Source organism: Ruegeria hyattellae, from assembly GCF_041537925.1.
Classification (GTDB): domain Bacteria; phylum Pseudomonadota; class Alphaproteobacteria; order Rhodobacterales; family Rhodobacteraceae; genus Ruegeria_C.
Genome location: NZ_JBGOSH010000008.1, coordinates 37,908 through 52,588, shown reverse-complemented (window position 1 = coordinate 52,588; position 14,681 = coordinate 37,908). Strand labels below are relative to the sequence as shown.

Annotated in this window: 10 protein-coding genes; 1 reads left to right on the top strand and 9 read right to left on the bottom strand. The window is 56.0% G+C overall.

Annotated features, from left to right (window positions below; translation table 11 throughout):
- Positions 1 to 9: 9 nt before the first annotated feature.
- The gene (locus tag AB1E33_RS18220) at positions 10 to 3,993 is read left to right on the top strand and encodes an AAA family ATPase (protein ID WP_372578696.1); all 3,984 of its coding nucleotides are present in this window, start codon (positions 10 to 12) and stop codon (positions 3,991 to 3,993) included.
- Positions 3,994 to 5,108: 1,115 nt separating this feature from the next.
- Here AB1E33_RS18220 and AB1E33_RS18215 read toward each other — a convergent pair.
- The 9 genes from AB1E33_RS18215 to AB1E33_RS18175 form a co-directional block, all read right to left on the bottom strand.
- The gene (locus tag AB1E33_RS18215; RefSeq protein WP_372578695.1) at positions 5,109 to 5,564 is read right to left on the bottom strand and encodes an SRPBCC family protein; all 456 of its coding nucleotides are present in this window, start codon (positions 5,562 to 5,564) and stop codon (positions 5,109 to 5,111) included.
- A 110-nt stretch (positions 5,565 to 5,674) separates the two neighbouring features.
- The gene (locus tag AB1E33_RS18210; protein WP_372578694.1) at positions 5,675 to 6,283 is read right to left on the bottom strand and encodes a nucleotidyltransferase family protein; all 609 of its coding nucleotides are present in this window, start codon (positions 6,281 to 6,283) and stop codon (positions 5,675 to 5,677) included.
- The gene (locus AB1E33_RS18205) at positions 6,276 to 7,055 is read right to left on the bottom strand and encodes an XdhC family protein (RefSeq protein WP_372578693.1); all 780 of its coding nucleotides are present in this window, start codon (positions 7,053 to 7,055) and stop codon (positions 6,276 to 6,278) included. The genes AB1E33_RS18210 and AB1E33_RS18205 overlap by 8 nt, the downstream gene beginning before the upstream one ends.
- Positions 7,052 to 8,233, bottom strand: coding sequence for a vWA domain-containing protein (locus AB1E33_RS18200; protein ID WP_372578692.1), 1,182 nt, complete (start codon positions 8,231 to 8,233; stop codon positions 7,052 to 7,054). The genes AB1E33_RS18205 and AB1E33_RS18200 overlap by 4 nt, the downstream gene beginning before the upstream one ends.
- Positions 8,230 to 9,105 carry an AAA family ATPase gene (locus tag AB1E33_RS18195; RefSeq protein ID WP_372578691.1) on the bottom strand — a complete coding sequence of 292 codons (876 nt, stop codon included), beginning with the start codon at positions 9,103 to 9,105 and terminating at the stop codon, positions 8,230 to 8,232. The genes AB1E33_RS18200 and AB1E33_RS18195 overlap by 4 nt, the downstream gene beginning before the upstream one ends.
- A gap of 44 nt (positions 9,106 to 9,149) precedes the next feature.
- Positions 9,150 to 11,576 (bottom strand): aerobic carbon-monoxide dehydrogenase large subunit, encoded by a 2,427-nt coding sequence (locus AB1E33_RS18190; RefSeq protein WP_372578690.1) that lies wholly within the window; start codon positions 11,574 to 11,576, stop codon positions 9,150 to 9,152.
- Complete coding sequence (locus AB1E33_RS18185; RefSeq protein WP_372578689.1) at positions 11,573 to 12,067, bottom strand: (2Fe-2S)-binding protein; 495 nt, start codon at positions 12,065 to 12,067, stop codon at positions 11,573 to 11,575. Before AB1E33_RS18185 ends, AB1E33_RS18190 begins: the two co-directional genes overlap by 4 nt.
- Before the next feature lie 11 nt (positions 12,068 to 12,078).
- On the bottom strand, positions 12,079 to 12,933 hold the full coding sequence (locus AB1E33_RS18180; RefSeq protein WP_372578688.1) for an FAD binding domain-containing protein: 855 nt from the start codon (positions 12,931 to 12,933) through the stop codon (positions 12,079 to 12,081).
- 117 nt (positions 12,934 to 13,050) lie between these two features.
- Positions 13,051 to 14,175 carry an MHYT domain-containing protein gene (locus tag AB1E33_RS18175; protein ID WP_372578687.1) on the bottom strand — a complete coding sequence of 375 codons (1,125 nt, stop codon included), beginning with the start codon at positions 14,173 to 14,175 and terminating at the stop codon, positions 13,051 to 13,053.
- Positions 14,176 to 14,681 lie beyond the last annotated feature (506 nt).

The window sequence follows — 14,681 nt, the reverse complement described above, 5'->3', positions numbered from 1 at the left end:
GGATCGAATTTGGACGTTTCATTGCAATCACTTGGCGGTTTACTGCCAATACATCTTCTGCGACAGCTTCACGGCGCCGATGGGGCGAGACCCAACTTCGTCAGGTTATCCGGTGCGGCATTACTGATTGATGTGTCGCGGTACACGGCGCTAGTCGAAAGCCTGTCCCATCGTGGCCAGTCCGGTATGGAACAAATCCCGAAAACGCTGGATCAGCTTTACAGTTTGTGCGTGGAACAGATCGTGTCCCGAGGCGGTGATGTCTATCGCTTTACCGGCGATTCCATCTTGGCCTTTTGGCTGAACACGCCCGGCAATCCGCAGCAGGCGGTGCGTGATGCCGCCGCATGCGCCGAGGTCATTTGTCGCAATCTGCAGGCAGAAACCGACACCGGTAACAGCTCGGTTCAGCCGGAGTTTCACGCGGGTCTGGGTTGCGGAGATATCTGGATTGCGGCCGTGAGCGGTGACCCTCACTGGCAGCTCCTCGCAGGGGGCGATGCCTGTTCGCAGGCATCGGACGCGCTCGGGCGCGCGGGCGCGCGTCAGGTGCAACTCTCTGACGAGGCAAACGCCGCTCTGGGGGAAAAACACACCTTTGTGCAAGACGCTGCCGCAACAACCGTGACAGAGGTAGCCAGCGATCCGTCCGAAGAATGGGTGAAGGGTTTCCTTCCACCAAGGATATTCCATCTGCTGGAACTACGCCGGGAAAATGCACATCATAACGCGGCAGGCCTGGAAAATGCGCTGAATGCGTTCAGAGCGCTGGCCGAAATTCGGCCCATGACCGTGATCTTCATCCGCGTCTATCTGCGCTCGTCCGATATCTTGGATGTGTTTCCGACTCTGCAGACGTTGTGCCTCGAAATTCAGTCCGAACTCAATAATCGGGATGGCCCGACGGCCGACTTCATCATGGATAAAGATGGGCTGATCTGCCTCGCGGCTTTTGGAGAAACCGGGTCATTTCATCGCGATGATCCCCAACGCGCGCTGGACTTCGCAATTGCAATCGAAAATGCTGCTCATCGATTAGAGCTGAAGGCGTCAATCGGCGTTGCAACAGGCGATGTTCTGCACCAGATCGTTGGCAATACCCGTCATTTGGAACCCATTCTCTTTGGCCAACCGGTTAACCGTGCGGCTCGCCTAATGAACAAGGCGCTGGATGGTGTCCATTGCGATTCCCAGACTCACCGAGTGACGCGAGATCAATTCAACTTCAAAGAAAGCGGAGCGCTGCAACTTGCTGGTTTAGGGCAAGTTGTTCCCGTGTTTCGCCCGGTTGAGCGTCAAGTTGCCGTTCGCAGTCAAACCGGGTTGATCGGGCGAACAGACGAGTTGACTTGGCTTTTGAAAGCTCATGAAGAGGTTAAGTCCGGAGCGAAGAGACTGGTCGCAGTAATTGGAGAACCCGGCATTGGAAAAACCACACTGATCAATGCATTCGCGCGCAACTTGAGCATTGAAACAGGTGAAGTCGTTGTTGCACACGCCGAACGGGATGATCGGCGCACATCGATGCTTGCGTGGCGCAGGGTGTTGACCGGTGTTCTGAAGATGGATGACGACAATTCGGGACTTGAGGTTTACGATGCCATCCGCGACCAAATTCCCGATGCCTCTGATCTCGCTGACCGTTTGCCTCTGTTGGGTGATCTCCTGGCAGCTGAACAGCCTGAAACCGCAAGTACGCTTCATCTGAAAGGGGCTAACAGAGTTGACGCGGCGATGCGCCTTGTTGGCGAAGTCATCAACGTCTTGGTTCCCCGTCCCTTCACCTTGGTTCTGGAAGACAGCCAGTGGCTCGATTCCGCCTCATGGCGGCTTCTGGAGTGGATTTTTGGTTCTCTGGACTCAATTTTGGTTGTTCTGTGTGTCCGCGTTGGCGAAATGCCGAAGCAACTCGATTCTTTATACAAGCGTGCGGAAAGAATCGATGCAGGGCTTGGTTCCGAAGAAAATGATCTTGCCTGGTGTTTTCGCCCGCTCCAAGTCAGAGAGCTTGACGATGTCTCGGTCAAAAGGCTGATGGATCGAATCTTGGATGATGTCCCGCCGCATGACGATGTCGCCCAGAGAATTGCGGAGCTGGCAGGTGGCAATCCGCTTTTTGTGGAAGAAATCACGCTCACGTTGAAGAATCAGGGACTAATTTCGATTCGCGACGGGTGTTGGCAATCAACCCTACCATTGACCGATCTCGCCTTTTTCGAAGGAGTTGAAAAGGTCATTCGGGAACGAGTTGATCGATTGGATCAGGGATCGCGAAGCGCTCTGGAAGCCGCTTCAGTAGTTGGGCGCTCTTTCGCAATCAAGCCGCTCGAAGCTCTAATGGGATTTGAACCAACCGATATCATCAATGACCTGACGGACGCTCAGTTAATATGCCGAAGGAAGAATAGAGGGTTCGAGTTCCGTCATGATCAAATCCGAGATGTCGTCTACCAATCGATACCAAGTGAACGAAGACGAGAACTGCACAAATCCCTTGCCCTTTGGCTTGAAGCCGAACATCCCGATGCCGAAGGTCGAAACCTTGCTGCCTTGGTCCAGCATTTTGAAGCGGCCGGGCTTGCTGATCATGCGGTCAAATATGCAGATATCGCCGCGACAAATGCGCTTCGTACCGGAGCCTATCGCGAGGTTGAATCCTTCATTTCAATTTGTCTGGAACACAAACCGCATCGACGCGGTCGGAGACGAAATGACCAGTTGAGATCGGTTCGTTGGCGCCGGCAACTTGCGGAAGCACATTATGGTCGCGGAGATATTCAGGCGCAGGGCAAAGCGATCCGGAAAGCTCTGGATGCTGCCGGGGAAAAAATACCGAATACCAAAATCTCGACTATCTTTTGCCTCGTCGAACGAGGTCTTCGCATAGTCGCGCGTCATTACTTGCCGCTTTCCCGCAATTACGTTGTAACATCAAAAAAGTCGGATTGGGATGGCGAAATAGCACGCTGTCTGAACCAGGCCGCAACGGTAGACTATTTCGAACTGCGGTTCGTACAGGGAATGTGTAACCTTCTGGGCGCTGTTAACCGGTCAGAGAATACAGGAATTTCGGTAGAAACCGTGTTGTCCAATTGCCAGCTCGCCGCAGGTCTGGGCATGATGGGTTGGCGGACCCTGAATGCCAGGCTGATGAATCGTGCGGAACAAGTAGCGATTAAGCTGGACGATCCGTCTCTGCTTGCACACGTTTGTACCTTGGACGCCCTTTGGCGGCTAGGATTCTGCGAATGGGACAAAGTCGACGAACGGCTTGAGATGGCGCAGGCTTTTGCCGTGAAATCCGGGGACCAGTTGCGATGGTGTAACGCACAGGGAATTCGTTTCTGGTCGCAGTACTATCGAGGCAATCTGAGTGCATTGGAAGAAACCGCATATCTGTTGCTACTGAGGGCTCAGAATGCCGGCAACATTCAGCAGGAAGTTTGGGCACTGAGGTGCAAGGCCCTTTGCCTTCTGCATATCGAGAGGCCGCGTGAAGCTGTGGATATTCTGCGCTTAACCACATCCGGCATGTCTGGATCTGTTGATTTGGCGGCCCAGATTTCTGCCGTAGGCGCCCTGGCGCTGGCGCTTACTCGCATCGGGAACCAATCGGAAGGCTTTGATGCCGCAGCTGCCACCCTGAAACTGCTGGACAAGATGCGCCGACCGTCATCGCACAGCGTCATTGTTGGTATTTCTAGCGTGCTTGAAGTACTTCTGCGCGGGCGCGAAACGGGGTTTTCCGATCGGTATGAAGACTGGAACAGTCTGGAAAAAAGCGCTCTGTCCAAAATGGAAGAATACAGCAAAGCCTTTTCTGTCGGACAAGCGCAGCTTGGTATGTGGCGGGGCACAAGTCACAGGCTGGATGGAAAGTACACCCTTGCCATGGCCGAATGGACGCAAGCAAAGCAGTGGGCCGATACGCATAAGTTGCGCAAGGACTCGGCATTGATCGCTGCGGAAATCAGGCGGTGGCAGAGCGATTGACAGGAATTCTCATACGGAGTGCTGATGTCATGCAGACCACCCTAAATGCTGGGCTAGTAGTGCTTGACGTTTGGGTCAGAATTGAATGACGGTGATTCACTGATTTGTTGAGGTTTCGGTTGTTGATTGAGTCAAAGATCAGTGACGTTCCGCACCTTTTGTAAGGCGTCAGACGAATTTGACCTTTGCGTCATAAACTGAACCAACACCCCCTTGTCATACTCCCGCAGACTGTTTCGTTTGATCTGACTTCCCTTCCGGAAATCTGGGCTGATTTGCAGATCAGACGGCGAAGGCGCCTGTTCATGCTGATCTGCCACGTGGCGAACGCGGAAGCGGGCGAGGCAATGCTATTCGACAGGGGTGGCGCGGCCCGCAGGCTCAGCCGAGGACACGGTGGTGCCTAATAGGGTTGTCCAAGGGGGAAGGCAGCGCTTTCCCCTTGACGGCCAAGGGCGTTTGGCTTGTCCAAATCCCGCTGGCCCACAAACAGAAGCGGCGGTGCAATATGCTCCGCCACCACTTGCAGACATTCAATCTCTGTTGGACGAAATCACACCAAGCGGGACCTTGCCGACATTAGCCGTGCCAGCAAACTGTTGGGTAAGATAAGAGATGGGCCACAAAGCTGCCGTTCGCTGCATCAGTGACACTGGTGGCCGCTAACGGCGGCAAAGCACAGAAAACGGACCTTGCAAAGTCTCGCGTGCGCCCGATTGCCGCCGTTGAGCTCCACCAATCAATACTGTGTCGCGGCTAGAGATCATAATCCCTCCGCCGAAGAACGCTGTTCATGGCGAGAATGCACAGCGCAATCGACACATCACTGCCATCGCTGAACATGGCAGAATGAACTGGCAAGCTGAGACGGGATACAATTAGAGATCACAGGTTGAAGCCCAGAATGTCAGGTGGAAACAGGTTATCGGCGATCGCCTGCAAGCGGGTGATCTCGACAATCAAATATCAGAAGCGAAAATCGCCGCGAAAGCGCTCAACCGCATGACATCTCTCAGTCGTGCGGAGTATGAACGCGTCTTCTAAAGGGATGGGGTCTGGGGCATAATCGTCGCAATCCTGATCCATGCAACACCGTCTCGGCATAGGTAAGATCGCTAGGCAGCAACGTCTTCATTTACGACATCTGCGAAGGATTTGAAAAACTTGGCTGCCAGCTTTTTCGCAGTGCTTTGAATGAGGCGGCTGCCCAGCTGGGCCAGCTTACCGCCGATGTCAGCCTTTGCCTCGTACCGCAAAATCGTTGTGTCTGGACCATCTGCGGTAAGCGTCACATCCGCACCTCCTTTCGCGTGGCCCGCAGCACCGCCATTGCCTTGCCCGGTTAATGAAAACGCATCCGGTGCCCCCGAAGTGTCAAGTTGAACTTCACCGCCAAACTTGGCTTTTACAGGGCCCACTTTAAGAACGACCTTGGCCTCCAATTCGGTATCAGAATGTTTGATCAACTCTTCGCAGCCAGGAATGCATTGTTGCAAGACCTCTGGGTCGTTCAGCGCCGCATACACACGCTCTTTCGAAGCTTTGAGGGTGATTTCGTCTGCCAGTTCCATGGGATGTCCTTCTTAGCAACAGGGGAATTTGATCGTGGCCAAGACTTCGGCCTGTTTGGGGGTCAGCGCCCAAGTGCGGTAGACGCGCTTGACAAACCTTTTGAGGGTCTTCATGTCGCGTCCCCCAGATTTTGTGAGACAAGGGCGTCATATGCGTCGGGCGTGTCGACATCTGTGTAAAAGCCGTGGGCAGACAGAGCGTGGAATTGCACGCGCTCCGGATATTTCCGTGTGAATGCCTTGCACCCGGCAGATTTTGGGTCTGCAAGCACGCGTTCGCGCAGGTTGCTGGGGACCACGATCGGGTTGCCCCTTTGGTCGCCAATTTTTGGTATCGAGATGCGAGCAGGATCTGCGGCTTTGTGCGCTTTGAGAAGCGCCCGCAGATTGTCGCCAGTCAGGCGCGGCTGATCCCCCAGACCAATCAGTATCTGTGCCCCATCCTTTGCGACGCGCAGACCGCAAGCAACAGATGTTTGTTGCCCATCCGCAAAATCCGAATTGAAGATCAATCGCACATCACAGCCAGCAAGACTGTCTTCAATGGCATCTGACTGATGCCCGGTGACAACCAGAATGGGTCTTTGTGTTACGGCCCGATAGACCTCCACCATGTAGCGGATCATCGGCACACCATTGATCGGCAAAAGCAGCTTGTTCCGCTCGCCCATACGGCGGGACAGTCCCGCGGCCAGGAGGATCGCGGTCACGTCACCCATCGGTCTGCTTCACCGCAGCGCGTCGCGCTTGCACCAATTGTGCCAGGATCGAAAGTGCGATTTCCTCCGGAGTGACTGCCCCCAGATCAAGCCCTGCGGGGGCTTGCACTCCATCAATAGCAGACTGTGTAAGGCCTGCGCCCGTCAGCTTTTCGGCAAGCACCGCGTATTTTCTGCGGCTTCCGACAAAGGCAACATAGTCAGGTTCCGTCGCAAGGGCAGATTGCAAAGCGTCCAGATCACCCTGGCCTTGGGTTGCTATGACCACAAAACGCGGCTGATGCTGATTTTCAGTGCTGAGTTCGGATGCCACCGACCAATGAAACTGTGGAGCTAGGGCGCCAAGCACCTTGGCCACCGGCGACGCCCCCATCACGATCAACTGCGGTGTCGGCAGGCATGGTTCGATAAAGATGTCGACTGTCCCACGCGACGGGCAGCCATTACGGGCAAAACGCGTGCCTTCCACTTCTTCCCCGGCGCTGACACCCCTTTCGGCCAGTAAGTCTTCGGGTGCAACGGACACCAACTGTGGCGTGCCGTCCTGCAACGCCCGCAATGCTGCGCGTTTCACTGCTTTACGCGTACATCCGCCGCCAAGCCAGCCTTGCAGGATCGTCCCGTCCGCACTCAAAAGCGCCTTGGCACCGGGTTTGGCAGCAGTTGACCCAGCCGTGCGCACGATGGTGGCAAAAGCGAAGGGTTCGTCTTTGTCACGCAACTCCTGCGCGGCTTCGGCCAGATCGTCGGACAAGATCTCGGCAGGGGTCATAGCGTCGCCAGCTCCTGCTCCAATGCGGCCAGATCAGCGAGCGTGTTGGCGGCATTGAACGCATCGAGATAAGGCAACGCTGCCGCCATGCCTTCCGCCACCGGTGCGTAATCTGCCCAGCCTTTCAACGGGTTTAGCCAGACAATTTTGCAGCCGCGCTTTTTCAGTTTTCGCAAGGCCTCGGCGATCATCTGAGGAGGTTCGGTGTCAAAGCCATCTGACAGGATCAGCACGACGCTGCGTCCATCGACAAAACGCTTGGCATAGGTGTCGGCGAACCGCATTAGCGATGGCCCGATCTTGGACCCGCCGCCAAACCCATCGGCCATCAATGACATGCGCCCAATGGCGCGCATCGCATCTTTGTCGCGCAGGGCCTCCGTGATGCGCACCAGTCGTGTGTGAAACAGATAGGCATCTGCTGTCGTGTCAGCGCGCATCAGCCCGGCCAGGAAGGCCAGAAACACTTGGGCATAGACAGACATCGAGCCTGACACATCGCAGATCGCCACGATCTTGCGCGTCCGGTCGGGGCGTTCCTTGCGCAAAAGTCGCAGAGGCTCGCCCCCTGTGGCAAGGCTTTGACGGATCGTCTTGCGAAAATGCAGCCGGTCGCCTTTTCGTGCCGCGATCCGCCGACGAGAGCGCTTGTCGCGCAAGGCGGCCCCAATGCGGCGCGCGACATCTTCGGCCTCGGCAATCTCGTCGGGGCGAACTAAGTCACGTAGGTCTTTGCGGGCAATGTTTCGCTGCTTGATCGCGATCAGTTTTCCGGTGCCGTCGCTGCTGGCTTCGCCGCCTTCGCTATCCGGGGACGTGGCACTGCCCGAAGTTCCGACGTCTGCGCCATGTGCATCACGTGTGGAATGCACATCATCGTTGATCGGTGAAGACGTGCTCGCAACAATCTTTTGTTTCACCCGCCCCATATCCATCCAGTAACTGTCGAATAGATCGTCAAAACGTTCGGCCTCTTCCCTGCAGCCTGTACAAACGGCCCGCAATGCGCGGCGGCTGTCGTCGGGTTGGATTGCATCCACCTCGGCCAAGGCCGCAATGGCAACATCTGCTTCTGCAACGCCCAACCGCAGCCCGTTCTCGCGCAGATGCGCAATGAAACCGACAATCCGTGCGGCGGGGCCCGGATCACGGGCCGCAAATTTCGTAACCCGGCTCATGCCGCTTTGCCCGCGATCCGACCCGCCACCTCAGGCGTGATCTGTGCTTGATCGCATTGTGTTTTCAGCAGGGTCGTCAAGGTCGATTGCAAAACGGCTGGGTCATCGGTGAGATCAGCAATGCCAAGGCCCATCAAGGCCGCAGCGAAATCCAACATCTCGGCGATACCGGGAGTTTTCTCCAACTCTTCTTTGCGCAGCTTTTGCACAAAACCGATGATCTGATCGGCCAGCCGCGCCTCAACATCAGGGCAGCGAGCTTTTAAGATAGCGAGTTCCGTTTTCCGATCAGGGTATTCTACGTATGTGTAAAGGCATCGACGGCGCAATGCGTCTGATAAATCGCGGGTGCCGTTTGACGTCAGGATCACGATGGGCCGCGTCTTTGCGGTGATTGTGCCCAGTTCTGGAATCGAGATTTGAAAGTCGGACAGGATTTCCAAAAGGTATGCCTCAAACTCCTCGTCTGCCCTGTCGATTTCGTCGATCAGCAATACGGGCGGTGTTGGCTGCGTGATCGCCGCAAGCAGAGGGCGTTCGAGTAAGAAGTCGCGAGAGAATATTCTTTCTTCCACAACCTTGCCTGTTTCTCCATCTTCCGCAGCTGCCCGGATGGTCAGAAGTTGGCGCTGATAGTTCCATTCATAGATGGCCTGTGACGCGTCCAACCCTTCGTAGCATTGTAAACGGATAAGGCGCGTGTCCTGAACCTGCGCCAGCGTGCGCGCGATCTCGGTCTTGCCAACACCAGCAGCTCCTTCCAGCAAAAGCGGGCGGCCAAGCGACAATGCCAGCTGTAGGGCAACCGCCAGATCATCTGATGCGACATAGCCTTCATCTGCGAGGACGGATTTAAGAGTGGTCCAGGTCATGCAAATCTCCGTAGGGTGCGCAGGCTGCGCACCCTACCTTAGCATCAGCCATGCAGGCCAAGTTCATTGGCAGTTTTCCAGATGCGCCAGTGATCGTGCGGCATGTTGGTGTGCGTATTGCCAAAGGGCCGGAAGGCATCCTGCACTGCGTTCGAGAAACACGGCACGCCACCCACATGCGGGCTTTCGCCGACGCCCTTGGCGCCGATAGGGTGGTGCGGGCTGGGTGTGACGGTGAAGTCCGTTTCATAATTGGGGACTTCCCACGCTGTCGGCAGGAAAAAGTCCATCAGCGTGCCGGTCTTCACGTTGCCCATATCGTCATAGGCGATCTCTTGGCCCAATGCGACGGCAAGCGCCTCTGTCAGACCGCCATGCACCTGTCCTTCGATGATCATCGGGTTGATCCGGGTGCCACAATCATCCAGCGCATAGAAGCGGCGGATTTCCGGAACACCGGTATCGACGTCGATATCCATCACACAGACATAAGCGCCGAAGGGGTACGTCATATTGGGCGGATCATAATAGCTGACCGCTTCCAGCCCCGGCTCGATGCCCGGGATGGCCTGATTATACGCGGCAAAGGCGATTTCCTTCATCGTCTTGAACTTTTCAGGCGCTCCCTTAACCACAAACCGATCCACATCGAATTCAACGTCGTTGTCGTGAACTTCCAGCAAATAGGCGGCAATCATCTGTGCTTTGGCGCGAATTTTTCGGCCTGCCATAGCCGTTGCCGCTCCTGCCACCGGAGTCGAGCGTGACCCGTAGGTGCCAAGACCGTATGGTGCAGTATCGGTATCGCCTTCCTCGATGGTTATCGAGTCAGCGGGCAGGCCGATCTCGGACGCCAGGATTTGCGCAAATGTCGTCGCATGCCCCTGGCCCTGAGAAATCGTTCCCAACCGGGCAATGGCCGAGCCGGTTGGATGAATGCGAATCTCGCAGCTGTCGAACATGCCAAGACCAAGGATGTCGCAGTTCTTGACTGGACCTGCGCCGACGATCTCGGTGAAGAACGACAGGCCAATCCCCATCAACTTGCGGGTCTTGCCAGCTTTGAAAGCTTCGACGCGCTGCGCCTGTTCGGCGCGCAAACCTTCGTAGTCGACGGTCTTAAGTGCCTTGTCCCATGCAGTGTGGTAATCGCCGCTGTCGTATTCCCAGCCAAGTGCGGCTGTATAGGGGAACTGTTCTTTCTTGATAAAGTTGATTCGGCGAAGCTCGGCTGCGTCCATGTCCAGCTTGATCGCCAGAACCTCGATCATGCGCTCGATGAAGTAGACCGCCTCGGTCACACGGAACGAACAGCGATAGCTGACGCCGCCGGGCGCCTTGTTGGTGTAGACGCCATCGACGGCAAGGTGCGCTGTCGGGATGTCATAGGACCCGGTGCAGATGTTCATGAAGCCCGCCGGAAATTTGGTCGGGTCAGCACAGGCGTCAAAGCCACCGTGGTCAGCCGTCACATGGCATTGCAGGCCGGTGATCTTGCCCTCTGGCGTGGCCGCGATCTTGCCAGTCATGTGATAATCCCGCGCGAAGGCGGTGGTCATCAGATTATCCATCCGGTCTTCAATCCACTTGACTGGTTTGCCGGTGACAATCGAAGCCACGACCGAGCAGACATAACCCGGATAAGCCCCCACTTTGTTGCCGAATCCGCCACCGATGTCGGGCGAGATGACGCGGATGTTGTGTTCCTCGATGCCAGAGATCAATGAAACCACCGTCCGGATGGCGTGCGGTGCCTGGAAGGTCCCCCAAAGCGTTAGCTTGCCGTTGACCTTGTCCATCGACGCCACGCAGCCGCAGGTTTCCAGCGGGCAAGGGTGGGTTCGGTGATAGTACATGCTTTCGGTCGCCACGACCTCTGCATTCGCGATGACCTCTTCGGTCGGGTGTTTGTCGCCCGCTTCCCATGTGAAAATGTGGTTTGGATGTTTGCGGGGACCATGAGCACCGTCAGGGATGGACCCATCCTCGGCCACCAGATCCTCGCGCAAAACCACATCTGATGTCAGTGCTTCAAATGGATTCACGATGACTGGCAACTCATCGTATTCAACGACGACGGCTTCGATGCCGTCTGCCGCGGCATAACGGTCTTCGGCGACGACGTAGGCCACTTCCTGCCCTTGAAACAGAACTTTGCCATCGGCCAGCACCATCTGCTTGTCGCCCGCAAGCGTTGGCATCCAATGCAGTCCCAGCGGTTCCAGATCAGCAGCCGTCAAGACCGCTAAAACGCCCGGGACTTCCAACGCAGCGGCGGTGTCGATGCTTTTGATATGAGCGTGCGCATAGGGCGAGCGCACGAAATCGCCAAACAGCATGCCATCCAGCTTAATATCGTCGACGTAGTTGCCTTTGCCTTGCGTGAACCGGGCATCCTCGACCCGCTTGCGCGAGCAGCCCATGCCCTTGAGGTTATCGACCCGTTCTTCGCGAGTGATCTCGTCCTTCATTCTGCCGCCTCCTTGGCTGTATTCATCTCAGCCGCAGCGGCTTGAATGGATTTCACAATGTTCTGGTAACCCGTGCAGCGGCAGATGTTGCCGGCCATGCCAAAGCGGATTTCTTCTTCAGTCGGGTTGGGGTTTTCTTCCAGCAACTTGGCGGCACGGGTGATCATGCCGGGCGTGCAATAGCCACACTGAAGCCCGTGATGTTCCTTGAACGCCTCTTGCAGCGGGTGCAGATCGTCTGGTCCACCAATGCCCTCAATGGTGGTCACCTCGGCGCCATCGGCTTGGGCGACAAACATGGTGCAGGATTTGACCGACTTACCGTTGATGGTGACGGTGCATGCGCCGCAATGGGATGTCTCGCACCCAATATGCGGCCCGGTGATGTTCAGCCGTTCGCGCAGCGTGTAAATCAACAACTCACGCGGCTCGGCCAAGAACTCTTCGTCTTTGCCATTCACGTTCAGTTTGATGTGCATTTTTTTTGACATGAGTGTGCTCCTTACGCCCGCAACCAGGCGCGCGCGATAGCGCGGCGCAAGATGACGCCAGCCACGTGGTTCTTGAATGCGACGGGGCCGCGATTGTCCTCGGTTGGGTCGATGTCGCCCAACATTGCGTTAACGGCGGCATCCAAGGCCGCATCGTCTACTGAAGACCCAACAAGCGCTTGGCTTGCAGCTTCGGAATAGACGGGTGTGTCGCTGAGGTTTGTCATTGCGACCGACGCACTAACGCATGCGCCACCATCTTTGACGATCTGAACCGCCGCCGCGGCTGTCGCGTAGTCACCGATCTTACGCTTCTGTTTTTCGTAAGCGTAGCCACCTTTGGGCAGCGGGATCGTCACGGCTGTCAGAACTTCTTCGTCCTCGCGGGCCGTCATGTAGGCCGCCTCGTAGAATTCCCGCGCGCGGATATCACGCTCGCCATCTGCACCAACAACAGTGAACCCGGCATCAAGACATTGCATCAGTCCCGGCATGTCATTGCCTGGATCACCGTTTGCAACGTTGCCGCCAACTGTGCCCATATAGCGGACCTGAGGATCAGCGATCTGCAAGGCGGCTTCCCGTAGGATCGGAGCGGCAGCGGCGAGGCCCTCGTGATCGATGATATCGGCTTGTGTCACCATCGCACCGATCCGAATGGCATCGCCACCAACGGCGATGTCGGACATGCCACCCACGTCTTGCAAATCGATCAGATGTGGAACGTCGGCCATGCGCAGCTTCATCATCGGGATCAGACTGTGACCGCCCGCCATGACGCGCGCGTCATCTCCGTGTTCGGCGAGAATGGATAGGACACCGGCCATGTCCTTGGGGCGATAATACTCAAATGCCGCTGGAATCATCGGCTTTCTCCTCCCTTAAAGCGAATGTTCTGGCTTGGGGCGAAGACTGCATACGCCTGTATGCTGGGGCACTAGAAAATCAATGAAATACAGGTCTTTTGCACGAAATGCGCCGGCCTACGCACGAATTGCGCCGACCTGCGACGCCAGCGCGTCCTGAATGACCTTCAGCTTCGAGCGGCTAACCGGGACCGGCGGCAAATCAGCGCCACCAAAGATGCAGCGGCCCTTGTCCTTGGTCCGCTCAAACCGTGAGACATGGACAGGATTGACCAGATAGCTTCGATGGGTTTGCAAGAAACCGATGGGCAGCAGGCGGTCCAAAGCCTCTGTAACGGGCCAGGCGCAAAACAGCCGTTCTTTGTCGGTGTAGACCTGCGTATAGTGACCATCAGCGCGCATGAAAGAAACGTCTTCAGATCTAATAAAGATCTTTCTTCCGTCCCGCTCACACGGGATTTGCAACCCATCAACAACTTGCACAGGAACGATGTCCTCAGACGGGCTTCCTCCATCATCAATGCTGTCAGGCGGGATCAGATATGTGACGCTGACCCATAGGCAGGCACCGAAGATCACGAAACTGAAAAAGATCACACCAAGCGCAAGTGTCTCATTGCTCATGGACGGCCCAAAGTCAGATGTATTCGGCTCTGCGACAAAGTTGGTCCCCGCCATTGCCAAAAAGTGGACAGAGCAAACGGCCACCGCAAAACAGAACGTGCCCAGTATGATATTGCGATTGGTCCGTTGCCCATAGGCGATCCAAAACGCCAACATGCACAGGCCAATCGCGACAATCGATGACAATGCAACACCCGAATTAGTGTAAACGGCGCGGCACTGCTCCAGCCCCGCCATTCCAATATAGTGCATGGTCAGAATGCCAATCCCTACGATCACGCCGGCGGCGGCAATGATCTTTGGTGTTCGATCTGCAAAGTGCAGCAAGATCAAGGCGGCACCTACAAGCAATATGGCGCAAAGGGCGGAAACAAGCGTAATCGCTGCGTCATAATAGAACAGGATGGGCAGTTTTAGCCCTAACATGGCGACAAAGTGCATCGCCCAGATCCCACCGCCCAAGGCGATCGCTGCCAGTGCAATTGACGCTTTCTTCTGAAACACCGGCTTTTCGGACAAGTCCCGTGTCAACGACAGCCCGGTGAAGCCTGCCACAAGTGCGACTAGGAAAGACATCGCGATCAGAAAACCGCTGTGGTTGACGGGCAAGAAGTCCATGATGCGCAAGATGACCAACTAGAGTGCACATTGCAAACAATGTGGGCTGCTCATCGCTTTGATCGCTTATTGAGAACGCGAATGTCGAGAGGTTGCGAACGCACTCAACGCCCCGACGGTTGCCACATTATGAGACTGGCATGCTTCAATCGATAAGCGCCGCTGCTGACATTCATGCGTGCCGCAGCATTCATCAGTTTGGGCTCGAAACAGACGTTCTCCGCGCAGGATCAATGACTGCTATCCGGCGGATTGAGTAATGGATCGTTTGGTCCGCAGGGGAGCTGACCACTCAACCAGAGATCGGTTCACATAATACCCCTTCAGCAACGTTCGAGGTTCGTTGCAACGCCGACAAACATCCAATGGCTGTGAAACTGCCAATGAACGCATCTATGGGTATTGGATACCTTCATTGGCACTACGCGTTCTAAGGGCCAAGGGCTCATAGCGGTCTATTTTACCACGTAAGTTAGAATGCACGGGCTTCAAAGGACTTGGCCCCG